16 protein-coding genes and 1 pseudogene are annotated in these 21,003 nt (G+C 38.0%); 9 read left to right on the forward strand and 8 right to left on the reverse strand.

Annotated features, from left to right (window positions below; genetic code table 11):
• Window positions 1–280, forward strand: a pseudogene (locus tag K6D58_RS05730) (hypothetical protein); the annotation flags it as partial.
• Between the two features lie 143 nt (window positions 281–423).
• Here the strand turns inward: K6D58_RS05730 and K6D58_RS05735 are convergent.
• From K6D58_RS05735 to K6D58_RS05755, 5 genes are all read right to left on the reverse strand, one after another.
• Window positions 424–1,620: an NADP-dependent isocitrate dehydrogenase gene (locus tag K6D58_RS05735; protein WP_296828527.1), complete on the reverse strand. Its 1,197-nt coding sequence runs from the start codon at window positions 1,618–1,620 to the stop codon at window positions 424–426.
• Between the two features lie 75 nt (window positions 1,621–1,695).
• Complete coding sequence (locus tag K6D58_RS05740; RefSeq protein ID WP_296828529.1) at window positions 1,696–2,610, reverse strand: hypothetical protein; 915 nt, start codon at window positions 2,608–2,610, stop codon at window positions 1,696–1,698.
• A 3-nt stretch (window positions 2,611–2,613) separates the two neighbouring features.
• The gene (map, locus tag K6D58_RS05745; protein ID WP_296828531.1) at window positions 2,614–3,396 is read right to left on the reverse strand and encodes a type I methionyl aminopeptidase; all 783 of its coding nucleotides are present in this window, start codon (window positions 3,394–3,396) and stop codon (window positions 2,614–2,616) included.
• A 37-nt stretch (window positions 3,397–3,433) separates the two neighbouring features.
• The gene (locus K6D58_RS05750; protein WP_296828532.1) at window positions 3,434–4,192 is read right to left on the reverse strand and encodes a DnaJ domain-containing protein; all 759 of its coding nucleotides are present in this window, start codon (window positions 4,190–4,192) and stop codon (window positions 3,434–3,436) included.
• 58 nt (window positions 4,193–4,250) lie between these two features.
• Window positions 4,251–5,903 carry a sialate O-acetylesterase gene (locus tag K6D58_RS05755; RefSeq protein WP_296828534.1) on the reverse strand — a complete coding sequence of 551 codons (1,653 nt, stop codon included), beginning with the start codon at window positions 5,901–5,903 and terminating at the stop codon, window positions 4,251–4,253.
• 100 nt (window positions 5,904–6,003) lie between these two features.
• Between K6D58_RS05755 and K6D58_RS05760 the strand changes: the two genes are divergently transcribed.
• Both K6D58_RS05760 and argS read left to right on the forward strand, forming a co-directional pair.
• Window positions 6,004–7,107, forward strand: coding sequence for a BMP family ABC transporter substrate-binding protein (locus tag K6D58_RS05760; protein ID WP_296828536.1), 1,104 nt, complete (start codon window positions 6,004–6,006; stop codon window positions 7,105–7,107).
• A 48-nt stretch (window positions 7,108–7,155) separates the two neighbouring features.
• Window positions 7,156–8,979, forward strand: coding sequence for an arginine--tRNA ligase (argS, locus tag K6D58_RS05765; protein WP_296828538.1), 1,824 nt, complete (start codon window positions 7,156–7,158; stop codon window positions 8,977–8,979).
• A gap of 16 nt (window positions 8,980–8,995) precedes the next feature.
• Here argS and K6D58_RS05770 read toward each other — a convergent pair whose 3' ends face one another.
• The 3 genes from K6D58_RS05770 to K6D58_RS05780 all read right to left on the reverse strand — a co-directional run bounded on the left by K6D58_RS05770 (window position 8,996) and on the right by K6D58_RS05780 (window position 13,449).
• Window positions 8,996–9,997 carry a tRNA-dihydrouridine synthase family protein gene (locus K6D58_RS05770; RefSeq protein ID WP_296828540.1) on the reverse strand — a complete coding sequence of 334 codons (1,002 nt, stop codon included), beginning with the start codon at window positions 9,995–9,997 and terminating at the stop codon, window positions 8,996–8,998.
• Entirely contained in the window at window positions 9,998–10,849 is an 852-nt protein-coding gene (locus tag K6D58_RS05775; protein WP_296828542.1) for an Mrp/NBP35 family ATP-binding protein, read from the reverse strand.
• A 188-nt stretch (window positions 10,850–11,037) separates the two neighbouring features.
• The gene (locus K6D58_RS05780; RefSeq protein ID WP_296828544.1) at window positions 11,038–13,449 is read right to left on the reverse strand and encodes a xyloglucanase; all 2,412 of its coding nucleotides are present in this window, start codon (window positions 13,447–13,449) and stop codon (window positions 11,038–11,040) included.
• A gap of 162 nt (window positions 13,450–13,611) precedes the next feature.
• Between K6D58_RS05780 and K6D58_RS05785 the strand changes: the two genes are divergently transcribed.
• The 6 genes from K6D58_RS05785 to K6D58_RS05810 all read left to right on the forward strand — a co-directional run bounded on the left by K6D58_RS05785 (window position 13,612) and on the right by K6D58_RS05810 (window position 20,894).
• Complete coding sequence (locus K6D58_RS05785; RefSeq protein WP_296828546.1) at window positions 13,612–13,971, forward strand: hypothetical protein; 360 nt, start codon at window positions 13,612–13,614, stop codon at window positions 13,969–13,971.
• A 64-nt stretch (window positions 13,972–14,035) separates the two neighbouring features.
• Window positions 14,036–15,820 carry a cache domain-containing sensor histidine kinase gene (locus K6D58_RS05790; RefSeq protein WP_296828548.1) on the forward strand — a complete coding sequence of 595 codons (1,785 nt, stop codon included), beginning with the start codon at window positions 14,036–14,038 and terminating at the stop codon, window positions 15,818–15,820.
• A gap of 2 nt (window positions 15,821–15,822) precedes the next feature.
• Window positions 15,823–17,337 (forward strand): response regulator transcription factor, encoded by a 1,515-nt coding sequence (locus K6D58_RS05795; protein WP_296828550.1) that lies wholly within the window; start codon window positions 15,823–15,825, stop codon window positions 17,335–17,337.
• 69 nt (window positions 17,338–17,406) lie between these two features.
• Window positions 17,407–18,354 carry an ABC transporter permease gene (locus K6D58_RS05800; RefSeq protein WP_296828552.1) on the forward strand — a complete coding sequence of 316 codons (948 nt, stop codon included), beginning with the start codon at window positions 17,407–17,409 and terminating at the stop codon, window positions 18,352–18,354.
• Window positions 18,355–18,371: 17 nt separating this feature from the next.
• Complete coding sequence (locus tag K6D58_RS05805; RefSeq protein WP_296828554.1) at window positions 18,372–19,262, forward strand: carbohydrate ABC transporter permease; 891 nt, start codon at window positions 18,372–18,374, stop codon at window positions 19,260–19,262.
• Window positions 19,263–19,265: 3 nt separating this feature from the next.
• Window positions 19,266–20,894: an ABC transporter substrate-binding protein gene (locus tag K6D58_RS05810; protein WP_296828556.1), complete on the forward strand. Its 1,629-nt coding sequence runs from the start codon at window positions 19,266–19,268 to the stop codon at window positions 20,892–20,894.
• Window positions 20,895–21,003: the final 109 nt, after the last annotated feature.

A 21,003-nucleotide genomic window follows, 5' to 3' on the forward strand; every position in this document is an offset into this window, starting at 1 on the left:
CGTCAATGCAGCAGTTGATTCCGCAATCAAAAAGAATCTTTTGGACGGTTTTTTCCTTCAGCAGAAAATGGAGATACTTAACATGACCCTTACAGAATTTGATCAGGAAGAATACGACAGAAACCGCCGTGAAGAAGGCCGAGAAGAAGGTGAAAAGAAAAATGCCAGGGAAACTGCCAGAAACTTTCTTATGATGAAGGTTCTTACTCCTGAACAGATTGCTAAAGGCTGCGGTCTTAGTGTAGAAGAAGTTCTGGAGATTGAGAAAGAAATTAAATAAAAAAGCAGTAAATAAAGCAGCAACAATTATAGAAAAGCTGCAAAAAAAACGTAAATAAAAAGACCGCTGCAAGTTTAAGAGCAGGACTCAGATTTTACAAACTTTCAGCGGTCTTTTTTTTTAAGAATATCTGTCAGATAAAATTAAAGCCTTGAAGCAATTTCATCAATAAATTCCCAGCTGTTAAGAACTTTACTTGCAGCAGGACTTGCAATGCGGGCAAGGTCGCCAGTCATTAAGCCTTCTTCTATTACAGCAAGAGTTACCTTTTCAAGCTTACGGGCAAATTCAACAAGTTCAGGAGTTCCGTCCATTTCTCCCCTCTTTGCAAGAGCACCTGTCCATGCAAAAATTGTAGCTACAGGGTTTGTTGAAGTTTTTTCTCCCTTAAGGTAACGGTAATAATGTTTCTGTACTGTACCATGGCTTGCTTCGTATTCAAAGTTTCCATCAGGGCTTACAAGTACAGATGTCATCATGGCAAGACTTCCGCATGCAGAAGCAATCATATCACTCATAACGTCACCATCATAATTTTTACAAGCCCAGAGGAAGCCGCCTTCGCTTTTCATAACACGGGCAACTGCATCATCAATAAGGGTGTAGAAGTATTCAAGACCGGCAGCATCAAACTTAGCTTTAAACTCTTCTTCAAAAACACGGGCAAAGATTGCCTTAAAGTTACCGTCATAAGTTTTAGAGATTGTATCTTTTGTTCCCAGCCATACACTGATTTTCTGATCAAGGGCATAGTTAAAACAGCAGCGGGCAAAACTTTCTATAGAAGAATCCATGTTATGAATTCCCTGAAGAATACCAGGTCCCTTCATTACCTGAATTGTCTTACGGATTTCTTTTCCGTCTTCACCTGTAAATACAAGTTCAGCTTTTCCTGCACATTCAGTTTTAATTTCACAGTTTTTATAAACATCACCATAAGCATGACGGCCAAGAACAATCGGCTTTTTCCAGGAAGTTACGCAGCATTTAATATTGTTAACAAAAATTGGAGCACGGAAAACAGTACCATCAAGTTCTTCACGGATAATACCGTTTGGTGAACGGGTAAGCTGTTTAAGGTTATATTCCTTTTTGCGGGCTTCATTTGAAGTAATGGTTGCACACTTTACACCAACATGAAGTCTCTTAATTGCAGCTGCTGCATCATAAGTAATCTTATCATCAGAATCATCGCGGCTTTTAAGACCAAGGTCATAGTATTCAGTTTTCAAATCAATAAAAGGCTCAAGAAGCTTTTCCTTAATTACAGCCCAAAGTACGCGGGTCATTTCATCACCATCAAGTTCTGCAATGGCATTTTTCATCTGAATTTTTGACATAATTTTCTCCGTATAGTTTTTAATAGTGTGATATTACACTTTTTTTTTATTGTAGAAAATGGCAATTCTAAAAAATTACTCCTGAGCCAGTTCCTGAACAAGTTCAAGTGGAAGATTCTGCCACTTTGCAATCTGTTCCGGTGCAACACCATCTTTAAGCATGGCTCTTGCAGCCTCAATTTTTGCCTTTGTGGCTTCATCAATTACAGCTTCTTCATCTGCCTTTGACAAATCAAGTTTCTCTAAAACAAGAGTCTGAGATTCTGATGATTCCATAAAAAGATTAATTGCTTTTAATACAGTACTGTCTGAAAGTGAACATAATTCATCATGGTCGTAACGGGAAGCTCTGTCCATTTCTACACCTTCGTCAGAAGTAGCCGTATATTTATTTCTAAAAATTACAGAACCTTCCATGTCAGTGACTTTTGCAGACAAAGTTACCCTTAAGAAAACCTTTCTGGATTTTTGTATTTTCTCAAACTTAAAATTTGTAAAAAGCATTGAATCACAGCCATTTTTGTTTACAAGTTCAGTCCTGTATTTTTTTGAAAGTGAATCAAGGATTTTATATCCCCTTCCGGAATACTTTGAAGCAAGTTTCTTTTCTTTATAAGTGTCTTTTGTATAAATACTGCAATCAGGAGCAGAAGAAGGTGTAAGGATATTAATTCCCTTTGTTTTAAGAACCTCTTCAAGTATCAGGGCTGCATGTACTACCCTTTGTTCTGCCAGATTAACTTCCGGATCAGCTTCATTTACAGCACGGTTAATTGCTCCGGAAATAATTCCTTCCGTATATTCAGGTTCATCTGATCCCTTCATGGAATTTGAATACCATGGAATCATTGAATTGCCATATACAGAAACAAGAGCTGTCTTTTTATAACTTGTAAGATCAACCGATGTAGAAGCACAGGAAAAAAATACTGACACAGCAAAAAGTGAAATTATAAACTTAATAAAATTCTTCATGAGCCCTGTTTTCATAAATTAAAATCCTGTTACGGCACAGCCGTTGTAATTAAGGTCTGTAAGTATTTCTGTGTGATCAGGGAATACTGCTACAGTATGTTCTTCATGACAGCTGATGGAACCGTCACAAGTAACTACAGTCCAGTCACTTCCATCTTCCAGTTCAACATCATCTGTTCCTATGTTAATCATAGGTTCAATTGCAAGTACCATTCCTGCCTGAATACGGGGATTAGGACCACGGCTTGGACAGTTAGGAATACTTGGATCTTCATGAACATCAAGGCCTACACCATGACCACAATAATCATAAACAACACCATACTTATTCTGATTTGCACAGATGTCATAAACGGCATTTGAAATATCACTGATTCTGTTTCCTGGATGACAGGCTTCTATGCCTGCAAGAAGGCTTTCTCGTGTAACCCTTACCAGTTTTTTTACTTCCGGCTTAACGTTTCCTACCATTACAGTATGTGTTGAATCAGAAATATATCCGTCAAGATCAATTCCAATATCAAGGGAAACAATATCTCCATCCTGAACAAAACGTTTTTTACTTGGGATTCCGTGAATAACCTGTTCATTTATACTGATACATGCCATTCCAGGAAAACCTTCCCTCATCCAGGCAGGCTTTCCGCCATGCTTACGGCAGAATTCCTGACACCACTGGTCAATTTCCCAGGTGCTTACACCAGGTTTTACTTTTGGAATAATTTCGTTAAAGAGATCTGCCAGTTCATGACAGCTCTTCCTGATTTTGTTAATCTGATCTTCGTTCTTAAGTCTAATCATATATTCACCTCTTTTTATAAACACATTTAACTAAAGCCTACTTTTTTCTTCCAAGTCTGGCCGATTCTTCCCGACAGATATCCGCTGTCCTTAAATCTCCCATACGTTCATACACGTCTGCCATTTTCTGAAGAAAGAAGGAATCATCTGCATTCCCCAGTCCCAGATCCAGTGCCCTCTCCCAGGCATCCAGGGCGAGTTCGTCATTTACCTGACCTTCTATATTATTGCGCAGGACATGGCGGGCAAGGGATAGAACCTCCGGAAAGAAAAGCCTGAAGTAATTGTAGGAATATTCCATCTTAATAATCTGTTCCAGAAGAATTACTGCATCATAATATTCCTGACGAAGGACAAGTTCTTCTGCAAGAATAAATCCGTAATCCATAAAATCTTCACGGGTAAACCAGCGTGATAATTTAAATCCCGTACGTTCAGAATTCATTCTTTTAAATTCTCTTACAGCTTCATCTTCATTTCTGTGCATAAGGTCAAAGAAAATAAGTTTTGCACGGCTTTCATCATCTTCACGTTCAAGAAGCCAGCTGCGGTAATCAAAAGAAACTTTATCTGTTTTTCGTCCGCAGTACTGATTATAGGAAAATGATTCGTCAAAGAGTTCCCTTGTCTTAAGGTCAGAAAGTGTTTCATAAGCTTCTACAAGTTCACGAAATTTTTCACCATCATCTTTACTCAGATCAGGATGCAGAAGTTTAGCTTTTACACGATATGCCCTTTTTATTTCTGCTGCACTTGCATCATGGGACACACCAAGAATTTTATAACAATCACGCATTTTATGGAGAGAATTATAGTTTTTTTTGCATAAATATACAATTAACGAAGGCTAACGATTACAATTCCATCAGCTGCTGAATTTTTCCATGACCGGAAGAATTATTATCATCATAATTTCTAAAGGGACATACCGGTAATCCTTCTTTAGAAAAAAGAGTTACAGGTCCATAATTGTACCAGGCATAACGAATGTAAAGAGGGCTGTTAACCAGGGGAGATTCAGCTTCCAGAATATTTTTTTCTTCACCTGTGATTGCAACTGCTGCAGGATAAAAAACTTTATCACTGCCTGCAATTTCAATTCCTGTAAAATCTTCCGGTATTTTATTTCCATGATTTTTTTCTATCTGAATATAATGAGAAAGTTCCTCAATATCTTTTCTTATCTCAAGTCCACATTCAGCCCTTACAAATTTAACCCTTATCTTTGAACCTGCTGTCACTGCACTTTCAAAGGCCGGGCTTTCGCTGAATTTTCCAGTTTCAATTCCATAAGATTCCTTAAGGGCACAGGAAGCCATTCTTAATGCAAGAATTTTTTTATGTTTTGGATGAATATCATTGTAAGCTCCCTGATCAAGGGCAGAAACCATAAAGGCATTTCTGACAAGATTCCTTACCTTAAGCTGGTTTTCCCTTATAAGACACCAGTTCTTAAAATCTTTATCTGCAATGTAACGGTGTTCAGGCAGCTGAACAAAAATAAAAGGCATAAGGGGATCAGCAAAATACTGCCTCCACTTTTTTATAAGAAGGGTAAAGAGTCTGTCATAAAGAGAACTCTGGTGGTCATCACTTTCTCCCTGATAAAAAAGCACTCCCTTAAGTGAATAAGGTGCAATTCTGCTGACCATACATTCATAAAGTCCTGCAGGTCTGAAGGGATTCTTACAGACTTTAGGACCAGGCCACTTACATTGGCCAATACTTTCGATTACCTGAGCCCACTGAATGTCAGGATTCTTTTTATACAGTTCATCACATTTTTTCTGCCAGGACTCATGATATTCAGTATAGCTGTCAAAAATACTGCACTGTTCTTCTATAGATTTATTTTCTGATTCCTTTTTGTAAGGCTCAAAGTAAGGCTCAAGATATTTTTCTTCTTCCATAGATTGACGGTCAATCCAGCAGCTTGCAGATGTTCCACCCCAGTTACAACCGATAATTCCTATTGTGATGCCAAGCTTTTCTGAAAGTTCACGGGCAAAAAAATAACCTATGGCAGACCAGTACTTTTTACTTTGCGAGTCAGAAGTTTCCCAGTGAGTTAATTTTTCACGGGCAAAAAAATCTTCATCCATCCAGCCGATTTTCTGGGTATAGTAAAAACGCACTTTCTGATCGCTATTGCACTTAAGTATTTCTTCTGATTCAGAACAGGAAGCTGCTTCAAACTCCATATTGGACTGGCCCCCTGCAAGCCATACTTCTCCAACAGCAACATGAGAAAAAGCCTTAAAGAAATCACTGCATAAAACTTCAAGGGTGCATTCCTCCCGGGCCTTTACAGCAGGAAGCCTTACAATCCATTTAGCACCATCAATTATAGAAGAAGCCGAAGATATTACTTTTCCCTCAGCTGATTTAAGGCTTACATAAACGGTCTTTCCATAAAAATCTTTTGAATAGCCGAATACAAAAAAATCCCTGTCCCTTTGTAAAACACAATAATCTGAAAATACTGCTGCTACCGAAAAATCTCTCATAATTACCTTTTAACAGAAAATTTTACTGGAGTAAATGATTTTTATTAGTGAAAAAAACATTGAATATTACACTTTTCATGTCATAATATTATAAAGGAGCATGAATGTGAAAAGTGTCAGGTATTCAATACTAATTTCTTCCCTGCTTTTATCAGCATCACTTTTATTTTTGTCCTGCACAAGAAAGGTAAAAGGCTTTACAGGAGTAATTACAAGGGAAAACATTCATGCAGGCTTTATTTATTCCGGAGAAAAAGAAGAAGATGTTTTTACCCAGGCTTTTGAAAAAGCAAGAATTAACCTGGAAAAAGACGGAATAAAGACCTCATATATAGAAAACATTTCAGAAACTTCTGACTGTGACAGGGCTTTAAATATTCTTCTGGAAAAAGGCTGCAATGTTATTTATGCAACCCGCTACGGTTTTTCTGATACGGTTTTTAAATATGCAGAAAAATATCCTGACGTAAGATTCTCATGCTTTGCTTCAGAAAAAACTTCCAAAAACGTTTCATCATTCTCTGCAAAAATCTATGAAGCCCGTTACCTTACCGGTATGGCAGCAGGAGCAAAAAGCAGTACAGGAAAAATCGGTTACATTGCATCAATTCCTATTCCCGAAGTTATCCGTGGTCTTAATGCCTTTACTCTTGGGGCCAGAAAAATGAATCCGGAAGCAATAGTTGAAGTAATATGGACAGATACCTGGTACGATCCTTACCTGGATGAAAAAGCTGCAAAGATTCTTATAGACAAGGGCTGCGATGTTTTATCCTGGCATCAAAATTCAGCAGAAGCACAGAAAGTAGCGGCAGAAAATAATGTATATTCAACAGGCTTTATAAGCAGTACAAGAGATATAGCTCCTGATTATTATCTTACGGCCGCAATATATAACTGGGAAAGTTATATAAAGGATGACGTAAAAAAAATACTTGAAGGCAGCTGGACAGAAAGAAACTACTGGGGGTCCATGGCAGAAGGAGCTGTAGACATAGACGGACTTTACAACATTGACAGTGTTGCCATGCTGGATATTAATGACGCAAAAAAAGATATAATCAGCGGAAAGCTTAAGATATTCCAGGGACCTGTATTTGGTCAGGAATACAATCTTGCCATAGAAGAAGGAAAAAACCTTTCTGACATGGAACTTCTTACGATGAAATGGTACACCAGGGGTATTCTGGGGATATTAAAGTAAAGACAAATACTTCCTTAAAAACATCACATCTGATAAAATCAATCCATTATGGCAGATAAGAGAGAAGTTTTTCAGAAATTAGTTTTACAGGCTGTTAATCAGTATAAAAAAGAAAAGTCTCTGGATGGAGAAGAAATTGCATTAGATTCCATCCGTGTAGAAAATCCACCAAAACCAGAAATGGGTGACTTTGGTGTTCCAATGTTTATGTTTGCAAAAGCCTTCCATTCCTCACCAATGGCAATTGCTCAGGACGTAGCAAAAATCGCAGCCGGAATGAGTGAAGCTTCAGAATTAGGTTCAGTAGAAGCAGCTGGTCCTTATGTTAACGTAAAGCTTAACAAGGCAAATGCAGGTGCTGATATTCTTCTTGACATTATTGCTCAGGGTGAAAAGTTCGGTTCTAAGGGAGAAGACGGAAAGGCTCCTCTTGAAGGCCAGAAGGTAATGATTGAATATTCATCTCCAAACACAAACAAGCCTCTTCACCTGGGACACTTAAGAAATGATGCTCTTGGTGAATCTGTAAGCCGCATTCTTAAAAAAGCAGGTGCAGAAGTTTACCGTGTTAATATTATCAATAACCGTGGTGTTCACATTTGTAAAAGCATGCTGGCATATAAACTTTTCCACGAAAAAAATAATGACACACCTGAAAGCCTTGGCATGAAGGGAGACCATTTTGTAGGTCAGTGTTACGTTGAGTTTGACAAATACGCTAAGGAACATCCAGAAGCCAATGACGAAGCTCAGTCCATGCTTGAACAGTGGGAAAAAGGTTCTGACGATGATGAACTTCACCTTCTCTGGAAAAAGATGAACGGATGGGCACTGGACGGTGTTCAGGCAACCTATAAAAGAACAGGTGTTGGTTTTGAAAAGCTTTACTTTGAAAGCGAAACCTACCTTAAAGGAAAAGACGAAATCCTTAAAGGTCTCGAAAAAGGTATTTTCTTTAAGGCAGAAGATGGTTCTGTAAGAATTGACGTAACAGAAGCAACAGGTAAAGGTAAAGACGGAACAAATCAGGAAAAGGTTCTTCTTCGCAAGGACGGAACATCTGTTTACATTACTCAGGATATTGGTACTGCAATCAGCCGTCACAATGACTGGGCTTTTAATCAGCTTGTATATGTTGTAGCTTCAGAACAGATTTATCACTTTAAGGTTCTTTTCTATATTCTTAAAAAACTTGGTTTTGACTGGGCAGAAAAACTTCATCATTTGAGCTACGGTCTTGTAAACCTTCCTAGCGGAAGAATGAAGAGCCGTGAAGGAACAATTGTAGATGCAGATGATCTTATTGATTCACTTCATAACGATGCAAGAAAAGCTATTGAAGAAAGGGGCCGTGACGAAGAAGTAGGAAATGCTGATGATGTTGCAGAAAAAGTTGCACTGGCAGCCCTTCACTACTACCTTCTTCAGGTAAATCCTGTAAAGGACATGCTCTTTAATCCTGCAGAAAGCCTTAGCTTTAACGGAAACACAGGACCATACCTTCAGTATATGGGAGCACGCATTGCTTCAATTCTCCGTAAGGCAAAGGAAAGTGGTCTTGAACCTGCAGAAGACAGGGAAAGTCTCTCCCTTCTTACCCACGAAAGCGAATGGGAACTTATTAAAGCCCTGCAGAGATTCCCTAAAACTGTTTCTTATGCAGCCCAGAATTTTGATCCTAGTGCAATGGCAATTTACATTTATGATGTAAGTAAGGCATTCAGCAGTTTCTACAGGGACTGTCCTATTATGTCTATTGCGGAATCAGATGGAAAGCTTGCAAAAGCCCGTCTTGCCCTTGCCAAGTGCACACATACTGTACTTAAAAGTGCAATGGAACTTGTTCTTGTTCCTTATCTGGACAGAATGTAGTTATTTTTTAATCAGATTAATTAAGTTCTAAAAATCTTTCATGAGGGTTACGTTCAAAGTAGCCCTCAATTTTTTTCTTTGTATCTTCAATACCAGTATAATTAAGAACTTCTGCAGAAAAAGCATGACCAAAGAAAAACTGGCTGCAGTAATAGGCAAAAAATCTTTGTATGCGGGTACGATAAAACTCTTCCGGCTGATATTTTTCTACATAATCCGTAAAATCCAATGCGGTCTGCATACGGTCAACTTTATCAACCTTTAAGGGATTAGAGTTAAGCTTTGAATCAAGAAGAGAGAAAATCCAGGGACTGACAGCAGCCTGACGGGCAATCATCATTCCTTTTACTGAAGGACAAAGTTTTGCAGCATAAAGAGCAGATGGCAAATCCTTTATATTTCCGTTTACATAAACCTGCAGATTTTTAAAACGACAGGCAGTTTCTTCTGCCATTTCATATTTTGGAAGAAAACGGGCAAGCTTTTCTTTTTTTGTTCTTGGATGAAGGGTAAGAAGTTCTACTCCCTCATCATAAAGCATCTGGATAAAATCAAAATACTTTTCTTTAGTGTAATCTTCATCTCCCAGCCTGCACTTTACACTGAACCTGAAGTGTCTTCCGTAAAGACTTTCTGCTTTTTCAAGTTCTTTTTTAACAAGCTTAACAAGATTACGTGTCTGTGAAATATCCTTTATCATCCAGGCAATACCTGCACCTGTTCTGTAAATCTGAGGTGCACTGCAGCCCATGTTAAGGTCAACTCCTATTCCTCCATGTTCACAAACAAGAGGAACAGCAGCTGCTACTTTTTCTGCTTCACTGCCTGTAAGCTGCCAGACAATTTTTTCCGGAGCAGTTTCGTTTATAAGATAATATTTCTCCCATGGACCATTGTGCAGCAAGGAAGTGGCATTAATCATTTCGGTAAAATACTCATGGCAGCCTCCAAAGCTTTCTGTAATTCTGCGGAAAGCTTCGTGACTAAGAGTTGCCATGGGAGCACAAATGAGTTTCATTTATTTAAGAAGACTTTCTACTGAAGCAGCTGCTTCGTCAACGTAATTAACGTCAAGACTTTCGATTTCTCCGTTATCAACTGTTACACTCATTTTCTGTTCAATAGGAATGCGGGCAAGAACCTTAAGTCCATAATCCTTTGCGATTCCTTCAATATTGTTCTCTCCAAAGATACGGATCTGTTTGCCACAATCAGGACACTGAACATAACTCATGTTTTCTACAAGACCAAGAATAGGTACATTCATCATGTTTGCCATATTTACAGCCTTTTCTACGATTACACGTACAAGCTGCTGTGGAGATGCAACTACAATAATTCCATCAACAGGAAGAGACTGGAAGATTGTAAGTGGAACATCACCAGTTCCAGGAGGACAGTCAACAAACATAAAGTCTACGTCTTCCCATACAACATCAGTCCAGAACTGTTTTACAGCACCAGAAATTACAGGACCCCTCCAGATAACCGGAGTATTTTCTTCAGGAAGAAGAAAGTTCATACTCATAATCTGAATGCCTGTAGATGTTTTAACAGACTTAAGATATTCCTGAGCCTTGCCGTCTTTCATTGTCATTGTTCCGGCTTCTGCCTTTTCTCCATGAAGACCAAAGGCTGTTGGAACTGAAGGACCGGTAATATCTGCATCAAGAATTGCTGTTTTAAATCCATCACGATGAACTTTACATGCAAGAAGATTTGTTACAAGAGATTTACCTACACCACCTTTTCCTGAAACAACTGCTATTACTTTTTTAACACTTGAACCTTCATGAAGACTCTCTTTAAGGGAGCGCTTTTCACAGTTCTGATTACAGCTTGAACAGCTGCCACTGCAATTCTCACTCATACTAACTAACCTCTTAAAAAATATGAATATTCTCTACAGATAATATACTATAAATTAAAGATAGATAGAACACATAGGATTTTATTTTTTTTACCACGATTTAAATAAAAATACCCTGCACTACTGACAGCAGGCAGGGTAAAAAAGCTAAAAAAGTTTTAAACGGAGTCTATTTTAAGCTTTTAATATCAGTTTTCAAAAACGTCACGATAAACAATACCGCGTCCGTTTGTTCCCAGGTAAACACGTCCATAAACACGAGGGTCACCGGTAATGGCAGTATTTGCTGCACCATACTGATGATTATCATCGTTTATGCGTACCCAGCTTGCACCCTTGTCTTCTGACATATAGATGCCGTATTTTCCTTTATACTTACTGTTTGTATAGAGCACCTGATAAGAAGAATCATCCTTTGCCTTACCAAGACCTACAACCATTGCATTATCAAAACCGCTGATAGAAGTCCAGCTTGCCCCTCCATCTTCTGAATGGTAAAGACCTGCTTCTCCTGCTGCAAACCAAAGGTGACCTTCGCATCCGATAACTGCATTTAAGTCACTGGACCAGCTTTCTTTACCTGATTTATTCCAGCTGCTGTTTACCATAGTAAAGGTTTTTCCGCCGTCTGAACTTGCATAGAATTTTTTATCTCCACCAAAGGCATAGAACTTATCCTTGTTTACACGGTCACTTACTACCTTACAGTTTTCAGGGAGTCCCTTGCAGACATTCCAGTGTTCACCTTCATCATCAGACCAGCTTGGTACAAGATTATTTGGAGCCCATACTATTACAAGTGAATCAGCACTTACTGCAGCACTTCCACCCCAGCCTTCATTGGCACCTGCTATAAAAGTTTTTGCAGGTTCCCATTCATCACCACCGTCATAAGAGAACATAAGTTTTCCATCTCCCATGCGGATAATGTAATTAGGATCATCTGCAGCATAATCAAGACTGCTGACACCACTAATATTTGGATTAACAATCATAGGTGAAGCTTTAGTAAGATCATAGTGAACAAAACCACCAATATCTCCTACACCGGAAATAAGATGGGCACCTTCTGTAGGACTTATAAGATCAAGTACGGCACACTCTTCGATTCCTTCTGCATAAGGAATAAAATTAACACGCTTACCCTTGTCCCAGTCAGTAAGATTTCCAGTTGAATAAATTCCGGCACCAGTTCCATACATCATGCGGTTTGAATCAAATGGATCGATTTCAATATCTGCAATACACCATCCAAGTTTTGGATTTTCTTCAGGGAGAGTTTTCTGTGTACCCCAGTCAAGCCATGGTACATCTTTAATATCAATTGAATACTTGTCTACACGATTAGGATATCCGTCAAGATACCAGATAGGATCCCAGCTTGCACCACCATCTGTTGAACGGTAGATATATTCATCAGGCCACCATTCATTCATGGTAACGGCAATAAGGGTATCAGGATTCTGATAATCTACAGCAACACTTCCTACAGCTCTGTCTGTTGTTGCATAGCTTGGATCAGGGTCATGAGGAGGCAGGGAAATATCTGTCCACTGACGGGTTTTAAAATTGAACTTCCAGATTGCGCCGCCCCAGTAAGAAGATGAATATGGGCCAAAGCCGGCATTATAAGAAACAAGAAGTTCTCCCTTTGGAGAATAAACTCCCTTAAGAGGATAGTACATGTGACAGGAACATACATCACCGGTCATATGTTTATGTGTAGAAGCAGCACGGGCTTTTTTTGCTTCCGGAGTATCATAGCTGAAGTCTCCGATTTCAGGCTGACCTTCAAGAGGATGCCAGCTTGCACCTGCGTCATTTGATTCATAAACTGTATGTCTTGTGTCAGCTACACCACAGTAAATGTTTTTACTGCCGCTTCCAGGAGTTCCGCTTTCTGGATCAAATACAACCCACATGATTCCAAAGTAGTGATCAAAATGTGACCAGGTACTGAAACCTTCATCATATACATTTCCTTTTACAGGGAAAGATTTTACTTCTTTCCATGAATGACCATAATCTTCACTTTTATAAAGACCATCGCCAAAACTTCCGAAGTAAATGATTTTATTATTGTTAGGATCTATGGCAAGACGTTCACCAGCACCGCGGCCAGGCATGTTACCACCCATTTTAAGAGGCTTACCGTCTGACTTATACATATCAATTCTTTTAAATGTATTTCCATAGTCTTCAGAAACAAGCATCTGGGAAGGTCCCTTTTCCCAGTCGTTGGTGTAAGTTCCGGATGCAATTACAAGTCTGTTTGGCTCAACAGGATCTGTAGCAATGCTGGCAATACCAAGACGGCCATAATCTTCTACGCCTGCAAAATCAGTAAGGGGAATCCAGCTTTGAGATGACGGATCAAAACGGTAAGCTCCTCCCATATCAGTGCGGGCATAAAGAAGGCCCTGTTTACTTGTATTGTAAATAAGACCTGGTACCATTCCGCCACCATGAATCTTTACACTCTTCCAGCCCTTCTGTGTATACTGAGGCGACGTGCTGCCTGAAGATGATGTACTTGCACAGCCAGAGAGAACCAGTAAAGCTGATGCTGCAGCTGCCAGAGATCTTAAAATCTTTTTCATACAAACTCCCCTTTTTATTAAGACTAAACTCGTATTGTATCTTAAGGATAGTTTCAAAGAGCCTTAAAAAAAACACTATAAATTTCAGCAAAAAACTTTTTATTTTTTAATCTTGCTGATATAATTTTTTTTATAATTCATTCACCCTCTGGAGGATAAAAAATGAAAAAAATTGCTGCAGCATTAATTCTTGCTGCATTTACAGCAGCTGCAATGACAGGATGTTCAAAAAACAATTCAAAAAATCAGACAGCTGAAGAAAAGGCTTCAGAAACAACAGCAGAAGAAAGCACAACAACAAAAAAATCCACTTCTCAAACTCTTGATGAACAGATTCAAAACATCAAGGACGCATCAGAAGTATACAATTCTGCAGTTGAATCTGCTGCAAAGGAAATTAAAAACAGCATTACAGAAAACTCTGATGAAATCAAGGAAAAGGCAGAAGAAATAACAAAATCAGCAGCTTCTACAGCTGCAAGTGCACTTGATTCTGCAAGCAGTCTTCTTAAAAGCTTTTAATTAATTCTATGCCATAAAGATTATATTGTCTTTATGGCATAAATCCTTCACTATAAAATATACAATGAAGTTACTGAATAATTTATTTTCAAAAATAAACAGATTTAAGATTTCCCAGAAACTTTATGTTATTTATGCTGTTACCTTTTTTATTCCACTGCTTCTTGCATTTACAGTTTTTATTTCATGGCTGTCTAAAACCCTTACAGGCTGGGAAAGTAAGGAAGCTGAAAGTTCAGTAAAAAACATTCATTCCTTTCTGAATGAAACTTTTACAAGCATAACCGACTTGTCTGATGTACTTTACCTGGATAAAACCATAAAGGAAATTAACGGTCATCAGTACAGGACTCCCCTTGAAGTGTACCAGGCTTACCAGAAAATTAAATTTCTTGATGACCTTTTAAAAGCCTATTATTCCATTTCCAGTGTAAGATACTACACTTCAAACATGACCCTTCATGACAATTCCTTTTTTACAAAGAACACATATATAGTAACCAGAAGTGACTGGTACAGAAAAGCTGTTGAACTTAAGGGAGCACCTTTCTGGTGTTACAAAAATGATTCAATTACAGGTAAAAATCATCTTGCCATGATACGTTCGGTATGGAATGGCAGCGACGAAAGCCTCGAAGGAGTAATGTGCATAAACATCAACAGCGATTATATAAATCAAAAGCTTAAAAATATTGCCTTTACCTCCCTTATTGAATTAAAGAGTCAGAGCCTCTTCAGTTCATTAAAAGATCCTGACATGACCCTGATAAATCTTGTAGGAAGCAAAGACAGGGATACCATTAAGCTTAACGGAAAAACTTTCAGCATTTTAAGAAAAGAATTCTCTCCCTTAAGGGGTCAGAATGAAATCTTTACGATAAACCTTCTTGTTTCCCTGGAAAATCTTTCAAAAACTACATCAAAGTTTAAGATGAATATTTCCATAATGTTCATTGCTTTTATTTTGTCTTCCCTGCTGATGATAATCATACTTGCCTTTTCCATTCATAAAAGGGTTTATCAGGTAAGGAATGGTATTCAAAGTGTAGGCATGAACAATTTTGACATTTCTCCTTCCATAGGGGGAAAGGATGAATTTTCTGAAATCTATGATTCAGTTTATGAAACATCACTTAAAATAAAAAAACTTATTAATGAAGTTTACATGCGGGATATAGAAAAGGAACAGCTGACAGCAAGACAAAATGACATCAGATTTAAAATGCTCAGCGCACAGATAAACCCTCATTTTCTTTTTAATACCCTGGAACACATAAGGATGAAGGCCTTAAGCTGCGAAGATAAGGATGTTCCTTACATGCTTAAGATTCTTACAAAGATTCTCAGATACAATCTTTCTGTAAAGGATGAAAATGTTCTTCTCTCTCAGGAAATAGAAATTGTAGGTAACTACCTTGATATTCAGCATAAACGTTTTGGAGAAAGAATTTCCTTTGATATTGTTCCTTTATGCGAAATAAAAAACATTAAAATAATACCTCTTCTTATACAGCCTCTGGTAGAAAACTGTTTTGCCCATGGTCTTGAATCTAAAACAGAAAATGGCTTTATTTACATTCTCATAAGGACTGTGGAAGAAAACGGAGAAACCCTTCTTAAAATTACCGTTCAGGACAACGGTGAAGGAATAAGCAATGAAAAACTTGACGAACTTAACAAGAGGCTTAACAATAACAATGTAGAAGATTTCCGTTCTTCACTGGGACTTGTAAACGTAAATCAGCGTATTAAACTTTTTTACGGACAGAAATACGGAATAACAATTGACAGTACTCCGGGTATAATTACTGCAATTACTCTGACACTTCCTTTGATTACAGGAGAATGACAATGCTTAAAGTTCTCATAGCAGACGATGAAAAAAGTATAAGAAGCGGCCTCAAAAAAATCATAGACTGGACAAAATGCGGTTATGAAATATGCGGTGAAGCATCTGACGGACAGCAGGCTGTAGATAAAATAAGGGAACTTAAACCGGATCTGGTTCTTCTGGATATTAAAATGCCGGTAAAAACAGGCATTGAAGTTATAAAAGAAATATCTGAACTTAAGAAAAATCCAGATTCAGCTTTTAATAAAAATATAAATTTCCTTATTCTTTCCGGATTTTCCGATTTTGAATATGCCCAGGAGGCAGTAAACTACGGAGCGAAGGGATATTTTGTAAAACCAATAGATGAAGATATTCTTGAAGAAAAAGTCAGGGAAATTGCCAGGGAAAGCAGTACAGCCTTAAAGGATACAACAGACATAAGTCAGTGCTTTTCCCAGCTTTTTTTATTTGGTGTAAAGGAAGATGCTTTTCCGGAAGGATTTGATGACAACCATGATTACCAGGCCCTTCTTTTTAGCAGTGAAAAATGCAATTACTCAGACAAAATAAGTGAGCTTGAAAAAAAAGTTAACAATGCTTTCAGTCAGCTTAAACCTGTAATCCTTATACATGATAAAGATGTAATAGCCCTTTTTACAGATACAGCCACTGATGTTATTGAAAGAACGGCAGAAAGATTCATACAGAGATTCCAGAGTGCACCTTTTGCAGTTTCCGGCAGCAGGCAGCATGGAATAGACGGAGCACTTAAATCATTCCTTGAATGCAGAAAGGATTCTCAGCTGCTCTTTTTTGCAGGAGATTATGAACTTTTAAAATCCGGTCAGGAAAAAGAAAACATTCTTAAGGATAAATTTAATCTGGAACGTTATATTTCTGAAGCTGTATTCTCTATCGAAACCTACGATAAAGAAAGGCTCAGCCAGTGTCTTGAAAACTGTTCCCGTTCCCTTAATGCTACAAAAAACCCTGACACAGTTAAGACCCAGTGCATTACTTTTCTTATTGAATTACAGTCCAGCCTCTTTAAAAAATATGAAGGCCGGGAATTTAAAATTCATTCTGCCTATGAACTGGTTCCTGCCATTCTTGAAAAAAAGAGATTTAATGACGTAATAGAAATCATAAAAAATTACAGCTTTGAATTTATTGAAAATTTTAATTCCAATACTTCTACTTCTACCATTACAAAAGTAATTGCATATATAAAAACAAATTACTTTGAAGACCTTAAACTTGAAAGCTTAGGTCAGCTCTTTTACTGTAACAGCGCCTACCTTGGAAAAAAATTTAAGGAACAGACCGGAGTTCAGTTTAACAACTTTCTTGATCAGATTCGTATTGAAGAAGCAAAGAAAAAGCTTACAGAAACAAATTTAAAGGTTTATCAGATATCAAAAATGGTTGGCTATACCAATACTGACTATTTTTTTATGAAGTTTAAAAAGCATACAGGCCTTACTCCAAAAGAATTTAAGGCCGGAGTAAACAACAAAAATCAGGAAGAATAATTTTTTTCTAAGTTTTTTCTTGTAATTTTTAATGTTTTTTTCTGCTGATTGGGGTGCTACCTTATTAGCATGAAAGAAAATGAAGTTACATTAATTCATAAATCTTCCCTCGGGAAAAAGATTTATTCACAGCGTTACTTATTCCTCATGTCAGTACCTTTCGTTATCTGGCTGATTATATTCTGCTATATTCCACTTACAGGATGGCTTATGGCATTTGAGGAATACCATCCATTCTTAGGATTTACAAAGTCTAAATTCGTAGGACTCTATCAGTTTAAAAGAATGTTTACGGATCCTATTCTTGCTCCAAAGTTCAGGCAGGTTCTCTGGAACACCATCGGAATGAGTTTATTGGGTCTTACAGCAGGAACAATATTTCCTATAACCTTTGCTATTTTCCTTAACGAAGTATCTTCTATCAGGGCAAAGAAATTTGTACAGACAGTTTCTTACCTTCCACACTTTGTTTCCTGGGTAATTGTTGCAAACATCGTTTCCTCTGCTCTTTCACCAAGCGGTACAATAAATGACATTCTTGTAAAACTTAACGTAATAAAAGAACCTTACGCCTTTATGGCCAGCAGAAAATTATTCTGGTGGATTGTAACATTTGCTGACGTATGGAAGGAAACAGGCTGGAATGCAATTATTTATATTGCTGCCATTGCCGGAATCGATGAACAGCTTTACGAGGCTGCAGAAGTTGACGGCTGCAACCGCTGGCATAAAATCTGGCATGTAACACTTCCTGGAATCAGAACTACAATTATTACCCTCTTTATTATGAATGTGGGTAATATCATCAATATCGGTTTTGAAAAACAGTGGCTTCTTTCTAATCCTGTTGTAGATCCTGTTGCTCAGGTTCTTGACAAATACATCATTGACTACGGTATTTCCATGTACAATATTTCTTACGGTACTGCCCTGGGTATTTTTAAATCCCTGGTAAGTATCTTTATGATTGTAATTGCAACCAGAATCGCAAAGCGTTTTGACAGCAATATCATGTAAAAAGGGAGACAGGTGAAATGATGGTAACTAAAAAAAGACATATACATTTAATAAGTTCATTAGTAATGATACTGGTTGTAATTGTTACGCTTTATCCATTTCTTAATGTACTTGCAAAATCCCTTAATGATGCAGTAGATACTGTTAAGGGAGGTATTACAATTTTTCCAAGAAAGCCTACCATTAAAAATTACTCTGATCTTTTTACTACAGGAAGTAATCTTGGAACAGCTTTCTTTAATTCAGTTATAAGAACCATACTTGGTTCATTTTTAGGAACACTTTGCTGTGCTATGTTTGCCTATCCTTTAAGCAGACATGACTTTATAGCCCGTAAACCTTTCCTGAGAATACTGATTATTACCATGTATGTTTCAGGAGGACTTATTCCAGGTTATCTCCTTATGAGAAACCTTCACCTTCTTAATTCTTTCTGGGTTTATATTATTCCGTCACTGATCAGTGCCTATAATATTATTCTTATCAGAAGCTTTATGCTTAATATTCCTCAGGCACTTTCAGAAGCCGCCCGTATTGACGGTGCCAATGACCTGACAATATTTTTTAAGATTATTCTTCCAATGTGCAAACCGGTTCTTGCAACCGTAATGCTTTTTGTTGCTGTAGGTCACTGGAACGACTGGTACTCTACTTACATCTACATGACAAGAAGCCACAGAACAAGTCTTTCTACACTTCAGTTTGAACTTATGAAAGTTCTGGATAGTGTAAGTCAGACGGGAAGTAGTGTTGACATTCATTCAGAAGCGTTGAAGAATTCTACCAAGAGCCCTGAAGCAATTAAAATGGCTATAACAATTGTCTGTACAGTACCTATTCTTATAGTTTATCCTTTTGTACAGAAATATTTTGTAAGCGGCATTACCTTAGGTGCAGTCAAGGAGTAGAAAATGAAATTATTAAAAAAAGCAGCACTTGCAGCGGCATGCAGTATTTTCCTTACAGCTTGCGTTAATAAGCCTGACTTTGGTGATGCTGTTGTACTGACAATGTTTACTTCAGATTTAAGTGAAGACATTTACTTTACTGATCCTGTTGCAAAAGAAATTACCAAAAGAACAGGAGTTGCCCTTGAACTGGAACATCCTGTTGCAGGAGATACAAATGCAATACCACTTATGCTGGTAAGCGGAGACCTTCCTGACCTTATCTTTGCAAAAGGTGAACTTACAAAACTTATAGAAGCCGGTGCAGTTATTCCTCTGGATGACCTTATAGAAAAATATGGTGACAACATGAAAAAACTGTACGGCGACCAGATTGTAAAACTCCGTAATTCACCATCAGATCCACACATCTACACAGTAGGAACTTATGGTGTCAAAAGCGAAATCTTTGAAACAAGCGGTTCCATGCAGCTTCAACATGCTGTCCTTAAGGAACTGGGTTATCCTGTAATCCGTACCCTTGATGACTATGAAAAAGCCCTGAGGGATTATATAAACCTGCACCCAACAATTAACGGACAAAAAACAATCGGTCTTTCCCTTCTTATTGATACCTGGCAGTGGTACATTGACCTTTCTAATCCCGGAAACTATACCATAGGTTATCCTGATGACGGTCAGTGGATTGTAAATCAGGACACCCTTGAAGCTCAGTATAAATTCCTTAACAAGGATATTTACAAATTCTATAAATGGCTTAACAAAATTAACGCCGATGGTCTTCTTGATCCGGAAAGCTTTACACAAAAAGAAGATGTATGGAGGGCAAAGATTGCTTCAGGAAGGGTACTGGGTATTTCTTATCCAACCTGGGGTTATGGAGAAGCCCGCTCTTCACTTATTAACAACAACATGGAAGACAGAACCTATGCCTATCTTCCTGTACAGGCTGATTACACTACCAAAGACCCTTCAAGAAAAGACTACGGTTATTCAGGGGGATGGGGAATTGCAATTTCAAGAAGCTGCAAAAATCCGGAACTCGCATTTAAATTTCTTGACTGGATGTGTTCAGAAGAAGCACAGATTCTCTGTAACTGGGGAATCGAAGGCATTAACTATACTGTAAATGAAGAAGGCAAAAGAGTCCGCACTGCAGAAGAAATGAAGGCTGCTTCTACAGATCCTAACTATCCTGCAAGAACAGGTGTAGGCAGATGGTGCTATCCTTTCCCACAGGCAGGTAATGCAGCCCTTGATTCCAAAGGAGACAGAATTACTCCTGCATCAAAGGAAGCAATCATTGCCAACTATCTGAATGTAGAAAAAGAAACACTTAAAGCCTATGGTGCAGAAATGTGGATTGACCTCTTCCCTTCTCCTGAAGAGCTGGGAATATCTAAACATGGACAGGTATGGCAGTACGCCCTTCCTCAGAACGTAAACGAAATGGTTACGGCAGCTGATGGTGAAGTTAAAAGTGATCTTGCCCTTATTGTACTTGGAAAACCGGAAGACTTTGACAGACAGTGGAAAGCTTTACAGCAGAAACTTCTGGACATGAAACTTGATGAAGCAGGTAAAATACTTACCGGCCTTATTAAGGAAAAAGTAGATTTGTGGAACAAATAATTCCAGCTGGAATTTTATGAAAACCTTAAAAGCTGTTCCTGCTTAATGTGGGAACGGCTTTTTTATTATTACTTTACTTTATAGAATAAAAGGATAAGATAAAGAGAAG

Source organism: Treponema sp. (assembly GCF_024696245.1).
Classification (GTDB): domain Bacteria; phylum Spirochaetota; class Spirochaetia; order Treponematales; family Treponemataceae; genus Treponema_D.